The following is a 17,304-nucleotide window of genomic DNA, read 5'->3' on the forward strand; positions in this document are numbered from 1 at the left end:
CTCTGCTCCTCGTCGGCACCGGCATCGCCGGCTGGGGCCACATGATGGCGGTCGTGTCCTACACGATCGCCGCCACCAGCGGGCTGTCCAACGCCCAGCAGGGTGCGGCGAGCGGCCTCGCCACCACCGCCCAACTCGTCGGCCTCACCATCGGCACGCCGGTCATCGGGGCCATCGCCACCGGCCGGATCGCTTCGCTGGAGGCGTCGTCGGTGGGCGTGGTGGAGGCAACCGTCTCCGGTGTCCACCTGGGCATCGCCGCCGTCGCCGTGTTCCTCGTGGTCGGTGTCATCACCTCCGCGCTGCTGCTGCGCGGCCCGCAGGCGCCACCGGTGGCCGCCGGCGCCGCGCAGGACGCCTGACCCGCCCGTACACCCACGTCCCGACCCTCCCCTCCGCACACACAAGGAAGTCGCTCATGCCAGCCGTACTGCCCGAGCCGGTGAAGAAGCTCCTCAACTCGCCGCTCTTCGTGACCGTGGCGACCGTCCAGCCCGACGGCAGCCCCCAGCTGAGCGTCGTGTGGTCCAAGGCCGACGGCGACCAGGTCCTCTTCGTCACCTCCTACGGGACACGCAAGGAGAAGAACCTCCGGCGGGACGCGCGGGCGACCGTCATGGTCAACCCGCCGGACGCGCCGTACAGCTTCGCCGCGATCAGCGGCACCGCGGAGTTCACCGACGAGGACGCCATGGCCCTCCTCGACGAGCTGTCGGTGAAGTACACCGGCAAGGTGTACGCCGAGTTCAGCCCCGACAACGTCCCGGCCGCCGACCAGCTGGTCGTCGTACGGATCACCCCGACCAAGGTCGCGGGCGGCCTGCGCTGACCCCGCGCGTACCCGCGCGCACGAGCGGGGCCCCGGCCGACGACGTACCCCCCGTCGGCCGGGGCCCCGCTCACCTCGTCCGCTCAGCGCACGGACTGGAGCTGCCGCTCCTCCCGTACGGGAACGTCCTCGTCGTCCTCCTCGACCGGACCGCCCGCGGCGGCGGACGGCGTCGCCCGCTGCGCGATCAGCGCGCCGACCAGCACCATCAGACCGCCCAGCAGCTGCGCGCCCGCCAGCCGCTCGCCCAGCAGCGCCCAGGCCAGGACCGTGGCGATGACCGCCTCCAGGCAGGCGACCACCCCGGCGACCTGGGGGGAGAGCCGGCGCACCGCCAGCACCCCGGTGAGGAACGCGGCGACCGTGGAGACCAGCACGATCCAGCCGATCAGCACCATCCGGGGCGCCTCCACACCGCCGAGCTGCGCACCGCCGCCGAGCGCCGACCAGTCCAGCTGCCACGGCCGTGCCACCACGGTCAGCACGGCCGCGCCGACGAGCAGTCCGTACGCGATGACGGCGACCGGCGACACCGCCGCCTTCCCCTCACCGGCCTGCCCCTGGTCGGAGAGGAGGAAGTACCCGACCTGGCAGCCCGCCGCGCCGAGCGCGAGCAGCAGCCCCAGCGGGTCGAAGGCGAGCCCCGACCACACCTGCACCACACAGGCCAGGCCTCCCACCGCCAGGACGACCCCGAGGGCGGCGGCCTTCGTCACCGGCCGGCGCTGCACGAAACGCACCCACAGCAGCACCAGCGCGGGCGCCAGGTACTCCACCAGCAGGGCGACGCCGACGGGGATGTAGGACAGCGACGCGAAATAGAAGGCCTGCACACCGGCCACGGCCAGCAGGCCGAAGCCCAGCAGCAGCCCCGGGCGCAGCCGCAGGGCCGACCTGTGGTGGATGGCGAGCGGCAGCATCACCAGCGCGGCGCCCGCGACCCGCAGCCACACCACGTGCAGCGGGTCGATGCCCGCCTCGATGAGCGGTTTGGCCGCGACCCCCGAGCCACCGAACGCGAAGGCCGAGGCGACGGCCAGGACGAGACCGGTGTGCGTGGTGCTCCGTGCCCCGTTCATACGGCCACCGCCTCCTTCGGGGCGCCCTGGGCGACGACCGCCGGGTTGGCCAGGCCGTTCACCGGAAGCCCGAGGAACACCGCGCGTACGGCGTCCAGCACGGTGGTCGCCGCGCGGTCCTGCGCCTCGGCCGTACCCGCCCCGATGTGCGGGGTGCACACCACCGAGTCCAGGTGGGGGAGGGGGGAGTGGACGGGTGGCTCGGTCTCGAAGACGTCGAGCGCGGCGCCCGCGATCCGGTCCTCGGCCAGGGCTCGGGCGAGTGCCGCCTCGTCGACGATGCCACCGCGCGCGGTGTTGACCAGGCGCATGGTTGGTTTGGCCAGGGCGAGTTCGCGTTCACCGATGAGCCCGGTGGTCGCCGGGGTGCGGGGGACGTGGACCGTCAGGACGTCGGCGGTGGCGACCAGGTCGTCCAGCGGCAGCCAGGCCACACCGTGCGCGTACGCGAACTCCGGTGTGACGAACGGGTCGTGGGTGAGCAGCTCCACCTCGAAGGGGGCGAGCCGCTCGGCGACCAGCTGCCCGATCCGGCCGAAGCCGAGGATGCCGACGCTCTTCCCGCTGAGCTCCGAGCCCTGGAAGTCGGCCCGGCGCCACTCCCCGGCGCGTACGGAGGCCGAGGCGGCCGGGATGCCGCGGAACATCGACAGGATGAGCCCGACGGTCAGTTCGGCGACGCTGGTCACGTTGGAGACGGGGGCGTTGACCACCATCACCCCGGCGCGGGTCGCCGCTTCGACGTCGACGTTGTCCAGGCCGACCCCGGCGCGGGCGACGACGCGCAGCCGGGGCGCGTGGTCGAGCACCTCCTGGTCGACCTTGGTGGCGCTGCGGATGACGAGCGCCTCGGCGTCGTGCACGGCGGCCAGCAGGGCGGCGCGGTCGCTGCCCCGGCACTGCCGTACGTCGAAGTCGGCGTGGAGCTCGGCGGTCAGGCGGGCCGGCAGCGGGTCGGAGATCACGAGCACGGGCAGGGTCATGACGGGGTTCCCTTCACGGGTGCGGGGGGATGACCGGAGCGGTGCGGCGGCGGGTTACGCGTAGCGGCTCAGGTCGTGGAAGAAGCCGGGCGCCGGCTGGGCCAGGCCGCGCGCGGTGGCCTCCCGGTACACATGGGCGCCGACGGCGAGGTCGAGGATGCCAAGCCCGAACGGTGAGAAGATCACCGGCCGGTCCTGGGGCACGGTCACCGTGGACCGCAGCACGTCGTACAGCGTCCCGTCGACGAAGTCCCGGTTGCCGGTGGCCTGTTCGAGGAGGTGCGGAGAAGTGTCGGCCTTCAGGCAGTGCTCGATGTCGTCGAGGACGTTGAAGGAGCCGCGCAGGATCTCCGGGTCCAGGTCGCGCAGTGAGACGTGCAGCACGGTCGGGTTGTGCGAGAACCATGCCGGGTCGTGGATGTGCGGGGTGGCCGCGGTGGTGGCGAAGACCACCAGGCCCGAGGCGCGCAGTGCCTCCTCGGGCGACTCGCGCACGACGATTCTGGCGGAGGTGCGGTCGGCGAGGTGGCGGGCGAAGCTGTCGGCGTACTCCCGGCTGGCGTCGTGGATGCTGATCTCGTCGAACTCCCACCCGGTGCCCTGGAGGTGGGTGAAGAGGTAGCGGGCGATCAGACCGGTGCCGAAGAAGGTGACGGTACGCGGCCGCTCACGGTCCCGGTGCAGCTCGCGGGCGGCGAGCGCGGCCGAGGACGCGGTACGGGTCGCGCTGATGATGGAGCTCTCCAGGCACGCGAACGGGTAGCCGGTCTCATGGTCGTTGAGGATCAGGACGGCGGAGGCCCGGGGCAGCCCGCTGGTGATGTTGCGGGGGAAGCTGGAGATCCACTTGATGCCGTCGACGGCGCGGTCCCCGCCGAGCGAGGCGGGCAGCGCGATGATGCGCGAGTCCGGGCGGTCGGGGAAGCGCAGGAAGTAGCTGGGCGGGTTGACGCTCTTGCCCTCGCCGTGGGCGAGGTAGGCGTCCCGTACGACGTCGATGATGCTCGACTCGTGGCCGGCCAGGACGTCATGGACGGCCTTGCCGCCGATGACGGAGAACTCGGGGGTGATGGGGGCGGACATGGATGCTCCTGACAAGGTCGAGAGGGAAGGAAACCGTGGGTGGTGGGGGTAGGGGCGGGGACGGGAGTGGGGGGGCGGGGGTGCGTCCCGGGGAGCGGGGCCTGGGCTCAGGCGTGGGCCTGGGCGGGTTTGGCCTGGGCGTGGACCCTGGGCCTGGGCTCGGGCGGGCGCCCGTACGTAGGTTTGGCCTCGCCGTGGGTGGGGCCACGGCGGCGCGCTGAGGGGCCGCGGTCCGGGCCGTGCCCGATCCCGCACGAGTCGGCCGCGGGTCCGGGTCGGGACCGGTGCCGCGTGGGTCGGCGGCGGGTCCGGGTCGGGACCGGTGCCGCGCGGGTCAGCTGCCGACGAGCGTTCCGGCCGCCGCGCGCGACAGCGGGTCGTCGTCCGTGATGTCGCCGAACCGCGCCCGTACCCAGACGTCGTCGTAGACCGAGTCGAGGTAACGCTCACCGAGGTCCGGGGAGATGCCGACGGCCAGTGCGGTCGGGTCGGCGCCGGTCAGGCGCTGCCAGGCGCCGGCGAGGACGGTCCCGGTGGAGCCGCCGAGCAGGTAGCCGCGGCGCGCCAGGGCGCGGCACATCCGTACCGCCTCGTGCTCCGGGACCATCAGGATCTCGTCGACCACGCTCTCGTCGGCGATCTCCGGGCGCCGGCCGGTGCCGAGACCGGGGATGTGCCGGGTACCGGCCGGACCGCCGAAGGTCACCGAGCCGACGCTGTCGACGGCGACGACGCGCGCCGGGTGGCCGATGTGCTTGAGGTAGCGGGCGCAACCGGTGAGCGTCCCGGTGGTGCCCGCGCCGATGAAGAGGTAGTCGAGGTCGGGGAAGGCGCGGACGATGGCCGGGCCCGTGGTGCGGTAGTGCGCGCGCCAGTTGTTGTCGTTGGCGTACTGGTTGAGCCAGAGCGCGCCGGGGGTCTGCCGGCACAGCTCGCTGACCCGGCGGATCCGGGCGCCGAGCAGTCCCTCGACCGGGTCGGGCTCGGACACGACGACGACCTCCGCGCCGTACGAGCGCATCATCCGCAGGTGGCGGTCGGTGCAGCGGGTGTCGGTCACGCAGACGAAGGCGTAGCCGCGGTCGGCGGCGATGGCGGCCAGGGCGACGCCGAGGCTGCCCGAGGACGACTCGATCACGGTGGATCCGGGGCGCAGCCGCCCTTCCTCCTCCGCCGCGCAGATCATGCTCAGGGCCGCCTTGGCCTTCACGGAACCCGCGAAATTGAATCCCTCGCATTTGAGGAAGAAAGGGCGACTGAATGACGGGGTGAGGTCGATGAATATGTCGTCGGGTGTGAGATCCAGTGGGGAAGTCACGATCTCTGGTGAATTCCTTTCCGATTTCATGGACGTTACGGTACGGGCTGCCCTGGGGCGGTGCAATCGCCGCCACCAGCGGAAAGGACGCGGAATTACCGGCGTGTGGGAAATGCTTGGACTGTGCACGCATTGACGGCCCCGGAGGTTCCCGGGGCCGTCGGTACGCGATATGGGCCGTTCCTCAGACGGGTGTGGGAAGCGCGTCCCGGACGAGTTGCGCCACCTGCCGGGCGCAGTCGTCGAGGTAGAAATGGCCGCCCGGCAGCAGCCGGACCGTGGTCGTCGAGGCGGACAGTCCCCGCCAGGCCGCCGCCCCCGCGTCCGTCACCAGCGGGTCCGCGTCGCCGACCAGCACGGTGAGCGGGCAGTCCAGCGGCTCGCCCGAAGCCCACACGTAGGAACGGAGGGCCCGGTAGTCGGCGCGCAGGGCGGGCAGCGCCATGGCGACCAGCTCCGGGTCGTCCAGGACGCGGCTGCCGGTGCCGCCGAGCCGCCGGATATGGGCGAGCAGCGCCTCGTCGTCCGGTACGTGGTCGGTGGCGACCGGCCCGGCCGACGGGGAGTCCCGGCCCGAGACGAACAGCCGCGCCGGCCCGGGCCCCGGGGACCGCTGGAGGCGGCGGGCCGTCTCGTAGGCGACGACGGCGCCCATGCTGTGGCCGAACAGCGCGTACGGCCGCTCGTCACGGGCGCGGATCTCCGCCGCCAGCACGTCCGCGATCGCGCCGATGTCCTCCCACGGCCGCTCCCGGTACCGGTCCTGCCGCCCCGGGTACTGCGCCGCCGCCACGGACACCGTCACCCGGGGCCCCTCGCGCCGGCCCGCCGCCAGCGCCCTGGCGAGAGGGGTGAACGCCCCTGCCGAGCCGCCCGCGTGCGGGAAGCAGTACAGCCGCAGGCCCGTCGTCGCGTCACGTGGCGTCGTCCGGGAGTCCCGCCCGCCACCCGCCACCGAGGACCCGCCGGTCCGGGGCTCGACGGCCGAGGGCCCGCCGGTCCGGGGCCCGCCAGCCCTGGACCCGCCGGTCCAGGACATGACGGCCGAGGGTCCGGCGGCCGAGGGCCCTCCGGCCGGGGGCAGTTCGCGGAACCAGGCCGTCACACCGCCTCCCGGATCAGGTCGGAGGCCCGCTCCCCGATCATGACGGCGGGGGCGTGGGTGTGGCCGCGGGTGATCGTCGGCATGATCGAGGCGTCCGCGACCCGCAGGCCCCTCACCCCGCGCACCCGGAGACGCTCGTCGACGACCGCGCCCGGGTCGCCGTCCGGCCCCATCCGGCAGGTGCCGACCGGGTGGTAGAGCGTGTCGCCGTGCTCCCGCACCGTCTTGACCAGCTGCGCGTCGTCCACCGTGCCCGGCCACGGCGCCATCGGGCCGCTGACCAGGGGGCGCAGCGACGCGGTGTCGAAGAGCCGCTCGGCGAACCGCAGCCCCGACAGGAACACCCGAAGGTCCTCGTCGACGGAGAAGTACCCCGGGTCGATGCGCGGCGGACCGGCCGGGTCGGCCGCCGACAGGGTGATCCGGCCACGGCTCTCGGGCTGGAGCAGGATCACCCCCAGGGTGAACCCCGGCTTCGCCGCCGTGCCGTGGTCGGTGAACGGGATGGGCGCCCAGATCAGTTCGAGGTCCGGCGCGCCGGGGCCGCCGTCACTCCGGAAGAAGGCCACGGCCTCGGCGATGTTCGAGGTGAGCGGGCCGAGCCGCTCCTCCTCGAAGCGCGCCCGGTTGGCGGGCGTGTCGGCGTCGGCCAGCGGTACCGGGACCGTCGCCTCCATGATGAGGTTCAGGGTCAGGTGGTCCTGGAGGTCGCGCCCCACGCCGGGCAGCTCGACCGTGGGGCTGATGCCCGCCGCGCGCAGATCGTCCACGTCACCGATGCCGGACAGCATCAGCAGGTGCGGCGAGCCGATCGCACCCGCGCTCAGGACCACCTCGCGCCGGGCGGCGAGGACGCCCCGGTCGGACTCGACACCGGTGGCCCGGCCGTCCTCCACCACCACCCGCCGCACCTGGGTGTCGGTGAACACCGTGAGGTTGGGCCGCTCCATGGCCGGGCGCAGATAGCCGTCGGCCGCGCTCCAGCGGGCGCCGCGCAGCTGGTTCAGCGGGGTGACCGCACAGCCCGTGTGGTCGGGTCCGCCCAGCCCCTGCGTCAGCTCGCGCAGGCCCACCTCCGCGCAGGCCTCCAGGAACCGGGCGGTCGTCGGGTCGGGATCGCGCGGCGGTGATATCCACAGCGGGCCCTCCGTGCCGTACGTACCGCCGCGGCCGGGGTCACCGGCCCACCGCTCCGACCGGCGGAAGTACGGTTCCACCGCCTCCCAGGACCACAGGTCGCCGACGGACTCGGCCCACGGCCGGTAGTCCTCACTGTGGCCGGGTATCCACATCTGGGCGTTGATCGACGACGAACCGCCGAGGGTTCGGCCGCGCGGCCAGAACATCTCACGGCCGCCCATGCCGGGCTGCGGACTGGACTGGAAGGCCCAGTCCTCGTCGGTGTGCATGAGCTTGAAGAAGGAGTACGGGGTCCTGATGTCCGGGTTGGTGTCGCGGCCGCCGGCCTCGACCAGCGCGACACGGACGGACGGGTCCTCGGAGAGCCGGGCGGCCAGGACACAGCCCGCTGAACCGGCGCCCACGACGACGTAGTCGAAGGTCTCTGCGGGGCCTCGGGTACGGGACTCGGTGCTCATGGATGGGTGTTCCTCCTCGGGGATCACGGCAGGGGCCGCCACGGCGCGCCCGGACGGTGCGACCACCCCACGAACGCGGGCCCGGCACCGCCGGCCGACCTCGGCCAGTGCGCCGCGCGCGGCCCCGACGGCGGACCGGCCCCCTCCGGGGCGGCGGCCGACGCGGCACCACGGGCGCACAGCACGGCCACGACAGCGGCCAGTTCGGCGGCGTCCGGGTCGCCCTTGACCACGCGGATGCCGGACACCATCGACGCGAGGCCCGTCTCGGCGGCGCTCACTGCGGCTGGTTCCCGTGCTTGCGCGACGGCAGCGGAGCGCTCTTCGCCCGCAGCATGTCCAGCGCCTGGATCAGCCGCATCCGGGTCTCCGCCGGGTCGATGACGTCGTCCACCAGCCCCCGCTCGGCGGCGTAGTACGGGTGCATCAACTGGCTGCGGTACTCCTTGATCCGAGCCGTCCGGGTCGCCTCCGGATCGTCGGACGCCGCGATCTCCCGCCGGAAGATGACGTTGGCCGCGCCCTCGGCGCCCATCACGGCGATCTCGTTGATCGGCCAGGCGTAGGTGAGGTCCGCGCCGATGGACTGGGAGTCCATGACGATGTACGCGCCGCCGTAGGCCTTGCGGAGGATGAGGCTGATGCGCGGCACGGTGGCGTTGCAGTACGCGTACAACAGCTTCGCGCCGTGCCGGATGATCCCGCCGTGCTCCTGGTCCACGCCCGGCAGGAAGCCCGGCACGTCCACCAGGGTCACCAGCGGGATGTTGAACGAGTCGCAGAGCTGCACGAACCGTGCCGCCTTCTCGCTCGCCGGGATGTCCAGCACCCCGGCCAGCGCCGCCGGCTGGTTGGCGACGATGCCCACCACGTGCCCGTCGAGCCGGGTCAGCGCGCACACCACGTTGGTCGCCCAGTTCTCGTGGACCTCGAAGAACTCGCCGTGGTCGACGATCTCCTCGATGACCTTGCGCATGTCGTACGAACGGTTCGCGTCCGGCGGGACCAGTTCGCTCAGCACGTCGTTGCGGCGGTCCGCCGGGTCGTCGCACTCCTCGCAGGGCGGCAGTTCCCGGTTGTTCTGCGGCAGCATCGACAGCAGGTGGCGCACGTCCTCCAGGCAGCTCTCCTCGTCGTCGTACGCGAACCCGGCGACACCCGAGATGGAGGTGTGCGTGTCGGCACCGCCCAGGCCCTCCTGGGTGATCTCCTCGCCGGTGACCGCCTGCACCACATCCGGTCCGGTGATGAACATCTGCGCGATGCCGCGCACCATGAACACGAAGTCGGTCAGGGCCGGCGAGTAGGCCGCGCCACCGGCGCACGGGCCGAGCATCACGCTGATCTGTGGGATCACCCCGGAGTTGCGGACGTTGCGCTGGAAGATCCCGCCGTAGCCGGCCAGCGCCGTGACGCCCTCCTGGATGCGGGCCCCGGCGCCGTCGCACAGCCCCACCACCGGGGCGCCGGCCGCCTCCGCCAGGTCCATCAGCTTGTGGATCTTCTGCGCGTGCGCCTCGCCCAGGGCACCGCCGAAGATCCGGAAGTCATGGGCGTACGCGAACACCGTCCGGCCGTGCACCTTGCCCCAGCCGATGACGACGCCATCCGTGTACGGCCGCTTGTTCTCCAGCCCGAACCCGGTCGCGCGGTGCCGCCTCAGGGTCTCGACCTCGTTGAACGTGCCCTCGTCGAAGAGCAGGTCGAGGCGCTCGCGGACGGTGAGCTTCCCCTTGGCGTGCTGGGCCTCGGTCGCCGCGCCGCTCGGACCGCTCCTGGCCTGTTCATAGAGGGCCTGCATCTCGGAAGGGAATTCGGGGCGTTCCTGTACGACGGTCATGTCCTGCAGCTCCATTCGGATACGGATACGGATATGAATGCGGATACGGGGGCGGGGGCGGGGGCGGGGGCGGGGGCGGGGAAAGGGTGCGTGAAGGGAGGGACGGGCTTCATTCGGGGGAGCTCGGTTTATGTGAACGGTAGAGCTCCAGCGGAAACATCGGGGAACGGGTCGTCAATCGCCGGGTAATCGCCCGGCCTCGGTCGCTTTGTGGACAGGCGATTACCGAAGGATGGGCGGGGCGTTGAAACGCCACGGTTAGCGTGAGCGCACCTTTTCTGAATCCCGTTGCGCGAGTGGTACGAGTGGAGCCCGGAAATGATGGAACCTGAGGTGACCGGGGCCGACGGCACCCTGGCCGAAGCCCCCGCCCGAACCCGAGCCGACGCCCTGCCCGGGAGCCCGGTCGCGGCTCCGGCGGGTGCCCCAATCGGTGCCCCGGGCACTGTGCCGGTAGCTGCCCCGGGCGCTGAGCCGGGCGCTGTTCCGGTCGGGGACGACCCGATCGCCGTGATCGGGCTGTCCTGCCGCCTCCCCGGAGCGCCGGACCCGGAGGGTTTCTGGCGCCTGCTGCGCGACGGGACCAGCGCCGTGACCGAAGCGCCCGAGGGGCGCTGGGACGTGGAGGCGCTCTACGACCCCGACCCCTCGGCACCCGGCCGCATGAGCACCCGCTGGGGCGGGTTCCTCGACGGCGTCGGCCACTTCGACCCCGAGTTCTTCGGTATCTCCCCGAAGGAAGCCGCCGCGATGGACCCGCAGCAGCGGCTCCTCCTCGAACTGGGCTGGGAGGCGATGGAGAACGCCGGCATCGTGCCCGGCACCCTCCGGTCCACGGCCACCGGCGTCTTCGTCGGAGCCATCAACGGTGACTACGACCTGCTGCTGCACCGTTCCGGCCGCGAGGCCATCGGCCGCCACTCCCTCACCGGCACGCAGCGCGGCATGCTCGCCAACCGGCTCTCGTACACCTTCGGCCTCCGTGGCCCCAGCCTGACCGTCGACTCCGGCCAGTCCTCGTCCCTGGTGAGCGTCCACCTCGCCTGCGAGAGCCTGCGCCGGGGCGAGTCGACGACCGCCCTCGCCGGCGGCGTCAACCTGAACCTGGCGCCCGAAGGGACGATCGGCACCAGCAAGTTCGGCGCCATGTCACCCGACGGCCGCTGCTACACCTTCGACGAGCGGGCCAACGGCTACGTACGCGGTGAAGGCGGCGCACTGGTCGTCCTCAAGCCGCTGTCCGCCGCCCTGGCCGACGGCAACACCGTCCTCGCCGTCATCAAGGGGAGCGCGGTCAACAACTCCGGTGACGCCAAGACCCTGACGACCCCGGACCGGGCCGCCCAGGAAACCGTGATGGCGGCCGCCTGCCGCAGGGCGGGCGTCGACCCGGCGGACGTCGGTTACGTCGAACTGCACGGCACTGGTACGAAGGTCGGCGACCCGATCGAGGCGGCGGCCCTCGGCGCGGTCTACGGACAGGGCCGGCCCACCGACCGGCCGCTGCGCGTCGGCTCGGCCAAGACGAACGTCGGCCACCTGGAGGGAGCCGCCGGGATCGTCGGACTGCTCAAGGCGGTCCTGGCCCTCAGGCACCGGCAACTCCCCCCGAGCCTCAACTTCGAGCGCCTGAACCCGCGCATCCCGCTCGATGAACTGAACCTGCGGCTGCAACGAGACCTCGAGAACTGGGACGACGACCGGCGGCTGGCCGGCGTCTCCTCATGGGGCATGGGCGGCACGAACGCGCATGTGATCGTGGAGGAGGCGCCGAGCGAGGAGCGGGCGACTTCCGGGGCGAGTGCGGATGGTGGTGTGGTGCCGTGGCTGGTGTCGGCGCGGAGTGCGGAAGCGCTGCGGGCGCAGGCGGAGCGGCTCGTGGAGTACGTCGAGTCCGGTGCCGACGTCCGGGATGTGGCGTTCTCGCTGGCGACGACGCGGGCGGCGTTGGAGTACCGGGCGGTGGTTGTCGGGTCGGACGGGGAGGGTCTGGTCGCCGGGTTGCGGTCGGGGCGGTCGTGTCGGGCTGTGGGTGGTAGGTCGGCGTTTCTGTTCACGGGTCAGGGTTCGCAGCGTTTGGGGATGGGGCGTGAGTTGTATGGCGCGTTCCCGGTGTTCGCGGCGGCGTTCGACGCGGTGCTGGCGGAGTTGGAGCCGGGGCTGCGGGAGGTTGTGTGGGGTGGGGATGCGGAGGCGCTGAACCGTACGGAGGTGACCCAGCCGGCGCTGTTCGCGGTGGAGGTGGCGTTGTTCCGGCTGTGGGAGTCGTGGGGTGTACGCCCCGACGTGATCGCTGGGCATTCGATCGGTGAGATCGCGGCCGCGCATGTGGCGGGGGTGTTGTCGCTGGCCGATGCCGCGAAGTTGGTGTCGGCGCGCGGCAGGTTGATGCAGGCGCTTTCGGCCGGGGGCGCGATGGTGGCGCTCCAAGCGAGTGAGGAGGAGGTGCTGCCGCACCTGACCGACACGGTCGGATTGGCTGCCGTCAACGGTCCGCAGGCCGTCGTCGTCTCCGGGAACGAGCCGGAAGTCCTGGCCGTCAAGGCGCACTTCGAGGGCCAGGGGCGCAAGGCGACCCGGCTGAAGGTGTCGCACGCGTTCCACTCACCGCTGATGGAGCCGATGCTCACCGAGTTCGCGGAGGTGGTGTCGGGGCTGACCTTCACCGCTCCGAGCATCCCGTTCGTGTCCACGCTCACCGGCGCTCCGGTCACTTCGGAGCTGATGGATCCCGGTTACTGGGTGCGGCACGTGCGTGAGCCCGTTCGGTTCGCTGACGCGGTGAGGGTGCTGGAGGCCGATGGTGTGACGCGGTTCGTGGAGGTGGGGCCCGACGCGGTGCTGACGGCGATGGCGCAGGGTTCGCTTGAGGGGTCGGGTGCCGAGACGGTGGCCTCGCTGCGGCGTAACCGTGGCGAGGAGGAGACGGTCGTCACCGCTCTGGCGCACTTCCACGCGGCGGGCGGCACGGTGGAGTGGCACCGGTTCTTCGAGGGCACCGGCGCCCGCGCCATACCCCTGCCCACCTACGCCTTCCAGCGCTCGTACTACTGGCTCGACTCCGCCGACACCGCACCCGTACCCGCGCCCGCGCCCGCCGACACCGCACCCGCGCCCGCCGGGACCACCCCCGCCGACCCGCTGCGGGAGCGCCTCGCCGGCCTTCCGGAGGACGAGCGGCGGCGTACGCTCCTCGACCTCGTCCGTGCCGACGCCGCGGCCGTCCTGGGCCACGCCCGGCCCGCGTCCATCGACCCCGACCGGGCGTTCCGGGAACTGGGGCTCGACTCGCTGGGTGGTGTGGAACTCCGGGACCGGCTGTCGACCGCGACGGGGCTGCGGATCCCCGAGTCGGTCGTCTTCGACCACCCGACCCCCGCCGCGGTGGCCGACTTCCTGCACGAGCAGTTGATCGGCGGGACGGCCACGGCGAACGACGGCACCGGACCCACGGGTGACGCGGTGCCGACGGACGAGCCGATCGCGATCGTGGGGATGGCGTGTCGGTATCCGGGTGGTGTTTCGTCGCCGGAGGATCTGTGGCGGTTGGTGGAGGGCGGGACCGACGCGATCGGTGATTTTCCGGACGATCGTGGTTGGGACGTGGAGGCGCTGTACGACCCGGAGCCGGGGACGTCGGGGCGTACGTACACGCGCAAGGGTGGGTTCCTGCACGGGGCGGGGGAGTTCGACGCGGGCTTCTTCGGGATCTCGCCGCGTGAGGCGCTGGCGATGGATCCGCAGCAGCGGTTGCTGCTGGAGGCGGCGTGGGAGGCGCTGGAGTACGCGGGTATCGACCCGCTGTCCCTGAAGGGCACCGCGACCGGCGTCTTCGCCGGAGGAGCACCGCAGGACTACGGGCCCCGCCTGCACGAACCCGCTGACGGCGTGGACGGTCATCTGCTGACCGGCACCCTCGCGAGCGTGATCTCGGGTCGGATCTCGTACGTGCTGGGGCTCGAGGGCCCGTCGGTGACGGTCGACACGGCGTGCTCGTCGTCGCTGGTAGCGGTGCACCAAGCCGTGCAGTCGCTCCGGCTCGGAGAGTCCTCCATGGCGCTCGCGGGCGGCGCGATGGTCATGGCGACGCCGGGAATGTTCGTGGAGTTCTCGCGTCAGAACGGTCTTTCCGTGGATGGCCGGTGCCGGGCGTTCGGTGCGGGTGCGGATGGTACGGGGTGGGCCGAGGGTGCGGGTCTGCTGGTGTTGGAGCGGTTGTCGGACGCGAGGCGCAAGGGCCATCGGGTGTTGGCGGTGGTGCGTGGTTCGGCGGTGAATCAGGACGGGGCGTCGAATGGTCTGACGGCGCCGAATGGTCCTGCGCAGCAGCGGGTGATCCGTCAGGCGTTGGCTGCGGCCGGTCTTACGGCTGCGGACGTGGACGCGGTGGAGGCGCATGGGACGGGGACGCGGCTGGGCGATCCGATCGAGGCGCAGGCGTTGCTGGCGACTTATGGGCAGGATCGGCCGGACGGTCAGCCGCTCCTTCTCGGGTCGCTGAAGTCGAACATCGGGCATGCTCAGGCGGCTGCGGGTGTCGGCGGGATCATCAAGATGGTCATGGCGCTGCGGAACGAGAAACTGCCCAGGACCCTGCACGCCGAAGAGGCCACGCCGTTCGTCGACTGGGACAGCGGGGCGGTCGAGCTGCTGACGGAGACCTGCCCCTGGCCTCGGGACGACGCCCATGTGCGCCGGGCGGGTGTGTCGTCGTTCGGTGTGAGTGGCACGAACGCGCACGTGATCGTGGAGGAGGCGCCGATCGACGAGACGGTGACCACCGGGGCGAGCGCGGGTGGTGGTGTGGTGCCGTGGCTGGTGTCGGCCAAGAGCCCGGACGCCCTTGCCGGGCAGGCCGAGCGGCTGGCCGCGTATGTGGCTGAGTCGGGCGCCGATGTGTGGGATGTGGCGTTTTCGCTGGCGACGACGCGGGCGGCTCTTGAGTACCGGGCGGTGGTGGTGGGCGCCGACCGGGACGAGCTGGTCGCCGGGTTGCGGTCGGGGCGGTCGTGCCGGGCTGTGGGTGGTAGGTCGGCGTTTGTGTTCACGGGTCAGGGGTCGCAGCGGTTGGGGATGGGGCGTGAGTTGTATGACGCGTTCCCGGTCTTCGCGGAGGCGTTCGACGCGGTGCTGGCGGAGCTGGAGCCGGGGCTGCGGGAAGTGGTGTGGGGCGGTGATGCGGAGGCGCTGAACCGTACGGAGGTGACGCAGCCGGCGCTGTTCGCCGTCGAGGTGGCGCTGTTCCGCCTGTGGGAGTCGTGGGGCGTGCGCCCCGACATGATCGCTGGGCACTCGATCGGTGAGATCGCCGCCGCGCATGTGGCGGGGGTGTTGTCGCTGGCGGATGCGGCCCGGTTGGTGTCGGCGCGCGGCAGGTTGATGCAGGCGCTTCCGGCCGGGGGCGCGATGGTGGCGCTCCAGGCGAGTGAGGACGAGGTGCTGCCGCACCTGACCGACACGGTCGGGATCGCTGCCGTCAACGGTCCGCAGGCCGTCGTCGTCTCCGGGAACGAGGCGGAAGTCCTGGCCATCAAGGCGCACTTCGAGGACCAGGGGCGCAAGGCGACCCGGCTGAAGGTGTCGCACGCGTTCCACTCGCCGCTGATGGAGCCGATGCTCACCGAGTTCGCGGAGGTGGTGTCGGGGCTGACCTTCACCGCTCCGAGCATCCCGTTCGTGTCCACGCTCACCGGCGCTCCGGTCACCACGGAGCTGACCGATCCGGCCTACTGGGTGCGGCACGTGCGTGAGCCCGTCCGGTTCGCCGACGCGGTGAGGGTGCTGGAGGCCGATGGTGTGACGCGGTTTGTGGAGCTGGGGCCCGACGCGGTGCTGACGGCGATGGCGCAGGGTTCGCTTGAGGGGTCGGGTGCCGAGACGGTGGCCTCGCTGCGGCGTAACCGTGGCGAGGAGGAGACGGTCGTCACCGCCTTGGCGCACTTCCACGCGGCGGGCGGCACGGTGCAGTGGCACCGGTTCTTCGAGGGCACCGGCGCCCGCACCGTACCCCTGCCCACCTACGCCTTCCGGCGTCAGCGCTTCTGGCTCGAAGCGCCCAAGCACTCAGGGTCGGCGGAAGCGGGCGAGCTGGGCCTGGACGCTCCCGGACACGCCCTGCTCGGAGCTGCGGTGGACCTCGCCGGCGGCGACGGGCGGCTCTTCACGGGCCGGATCTCCACCGGCACACACGGGTGGCTCGCCGACCGGCCGTACGTACCGACCTCCGTCTTCGTCGAACTGGCGATGCACGTCGGCGACGAGATCGGTTGCGGCGCCGTCGAGTCCCTGACCGTACGGGCCCCTCTGGTGCTGGACGGCGGCCACGCCATGCACCTCCAGATCGTCGCCACCGGCACGCCGGACGAGGAGGGCCGGCACGCGCTGTCCATCCACGCCAGGCCTGAGGGACGTGACCTGCCCTGGACCCTGCACGCCGAGGGATACCTCGGGCACGGGCACGGGCACGGGGGCGGGGACCAGGTGGACGGCGCGTTGTGGCCGGACGCGGAGGAGCTCCCGGACGAACTGGTCTCGGAGGAGGAGTACGACGCCGCCGAATTCGTGCTGCATCCGCTGCTGCTGGAGGCGGCGGTGCGAGCGGCGGCGGATGGTGGCGACGCCCTGTCCTGGTCGGGTGTGCGGGTGTTCGCGGAGGGCGCGCAGGAGGTGCGCGTACGGGTTCGGCGTGCCGGCGACAAGGAGCTCGGGCTGCAACTGACGGACGCGGCCGGCGACCTGGTGGCATCGGTCGAGTCCGTCACTCTCGGCGAGTTCGCGCCGGAGCAACTGCGGGCCCGTGGGACGGACTCCCTGTTCCGGGTCGACTGGGTGCCGGGCGAGCTGACCGACGCTGCGGAGCCAGTCCGCTGGGGCGGTCTCCGCGCGGCCGATCTGACGGCGGACGTCCAGCAGTTCGGGAGCGTCGCGGAGGTGGGTGCGGCGGTGGTTTCCGGGGTTGTGGGGCTGGATGCGGTGGTGGTGCCGTGTGTGGCGTCCGGTGGGGGTGAGGTGTTGGGGGCGGTGTATGGGCAGGTGCTGGGTGCGTTGTCGCTGGTGCGGGAGTGGTTGGCCGATGAGCGGTTGGCCGGTGTGGGGCTGGTGGTGCTGACGCGTGGTGCTGTGGCGGTCGGTGGGGGTGAGGTGCCGGATCTGGCGACGGCGGCGGTGTGGGGTCTGTTGCGGTCGGCGCAGGCCGAGAACCCGGGCCGGATCACGCTGGTCGACACCGACGACATGGCGGGTCCCTCGGTGGAGGAGGCCCTCACCCGGGTCGTGCGGTCGGACGAGCCTCAGGCGGCGCTGCGCGGCGACAGGATCCTCGTACCACGCCTGGTGAGGGAGCGGCGGAAGCCGGCCGGGTCTGCCTGGGGTGTGGGTGGGACGGTGTTGGTCACGGGTGGAACGGGGAGTCTGGGTGCGCGGTTCGCCCGGCATCTGGTGGTGGAGCACGGGGTGCGGTCGTTGCTGCT

Annotated in this window: 10 protein-coding genes and 1 pseudogene; 3 read left to right on the forward strand and 8 right to left on the reverse strand. The window is 72.2% G+C overall.

Going from position 1 to position 17,304, the window contains the following annotated elements:
• Both ABD347_RS28075 and ABD347_RS28080 read left to right on the forward strand, forming a co-directional pair.
• Positions 1–362: pseudogene (locus ABD347_RS28075) on the forward strand (MFS transporter); the annotation flags it as partial.
• A gap of 56 nt (positions 363–418) precedes the next feature.
• Complete coding sequence (locus ABD347_RS28080) at positions 419–829, forward strand: PPOX class F420-dependent oxidoreductase (RefSeq protein ID WP_344366452.1); 411 nt, start codon at positions 419–421, stop codon at positions 827–829.
• Between the two features lie 83 nt (positions 830–912).
• On the opposite strand, the gene ABD347_RS28085 is transcribed toward ABD347_RS28080, so the two are convergent.
• The 8 genes from ABD347_RS28085 to ABD347_RS28120 form a co-directional block, all read right to left on the reverse strand.
• Positions 913–1,908: an EamA family transporter gene (locus ABD347_RS28085; protein WP_344366454.1), complete on the reverse strand. Its 996-nt coding sequence runs from the start codon at positions 1,906–1,908 to the stop codon at positions 913–915.
• Complete coding sequence (locus ABD347_RS28090) at positions 1,905–2,891, reverse strand: hydroxyacid dehydrogenase (protein WP_344366456.1); 987 nt, start codon at positions 2,889–2,891, stop codon at positions 1,905–1,907. The genes ABD347_RS28085 and ABD347_RS28090 overlap by 4 nt, the downstream gene beginning before the upstream one ends.
• Before the next feature lie 54 nt (positions 2,892–2,945).
• Entirely contained in the window at positions 2,946–3,974 is a 1,029-nt protein-coding gene (sbnB, locus tag ABD347_RS28095; protein ID WP_344366459.1) for a 2,3-diaminopropionate biosynthesis protein SbnB, read from the reverse strand.
• Positions 3,975–4,308: 334 nt separating this feature from the next.
• On the reverse strand, positions 4,309–5,292 hold the full coding sequence (gene sbnA / locus ABD347_RS28100) for a 2,3-diaminopropionate biosynthesis protein SbnA (protein WP_344366460.1): 984 nt from the start codon (positions 5,290–5,292) through the stop codon (positions 4,309–4,311).
• A gap of 184 nt (positions 5,293–5,476) precedes the next feature.
• Positions 5,477–6,397 carry a thioesterase II family protein gene (locus ABD347_RS28105; protein WP_344366463.1) on the reverse strand — a complete coding sequence of 307 codons (921 nt, stop codon included), beginning with the start codon at positions 6,395–6,397 and terminating at the stop codon, positions 5,477–5,479.
• A complete protein-coding gene (locus ABD347_RS28110; protein WP_344366465.1) occupies positions 6,394–7,995 on the reverse strand; it encodes a GMC family oxidoreductase in 1,602 nt (533 codons plus the stop codon). The genes ABD347_RS28105 and ABD347_RS28110 overlap by 4 nt, the downstream gene beginning before the upstream one ends.
• Before the next feature lie 23 nt (positions 7,996–8,018).
• Positions 8,019–8,276, reverse strand: a complete 258-nt coding sequence (locus ABD347_RS28115) for an acyl-CoA carboxylase epsilon subunit (RefSeq protein ID WP_344366467.1) — start codon at positions 8,274–8,276, stop codon at positions 8,019–8,021.
• On the reverse strand, positions 8,273–9,835 hold the full coding sequence (locus ABD347_RS28120; protein WP_344366471.1) for an acyl-CoA carboxylase subunit beta: 1,563 nt from the start codon (positions 9,833–9,835) through the stop codon (positions 8,273–8,275). The genes ABD347_RS28115 and ABD347_RS28120 overlap by 4 nt, the downstream gene beginning before the upstream one ends.
• 510 nt (positions 9,836–10,345) lie before the next feature.
• Here ABD347_RS28120 and ABD347_RS28125 point away from each other — a divergent pair.
• A partial coding sequence (locus ABD347_RS28125; RefSeq protein WP_344366473.1) for a type I polyketide synthase occupies positions 10,346–17,304 on the forward strand: 6,959 nt, incomplete at its 3' end.

Source organism: Streptomyces gobitricini, assembly GCF_039532985.1.
Lineage (GTDB): Bacteria > Actinomycetota > Actinomycetes > Streptomycetales > Streptomycetaceae > Streptomyces > Streptomyces gobitricini.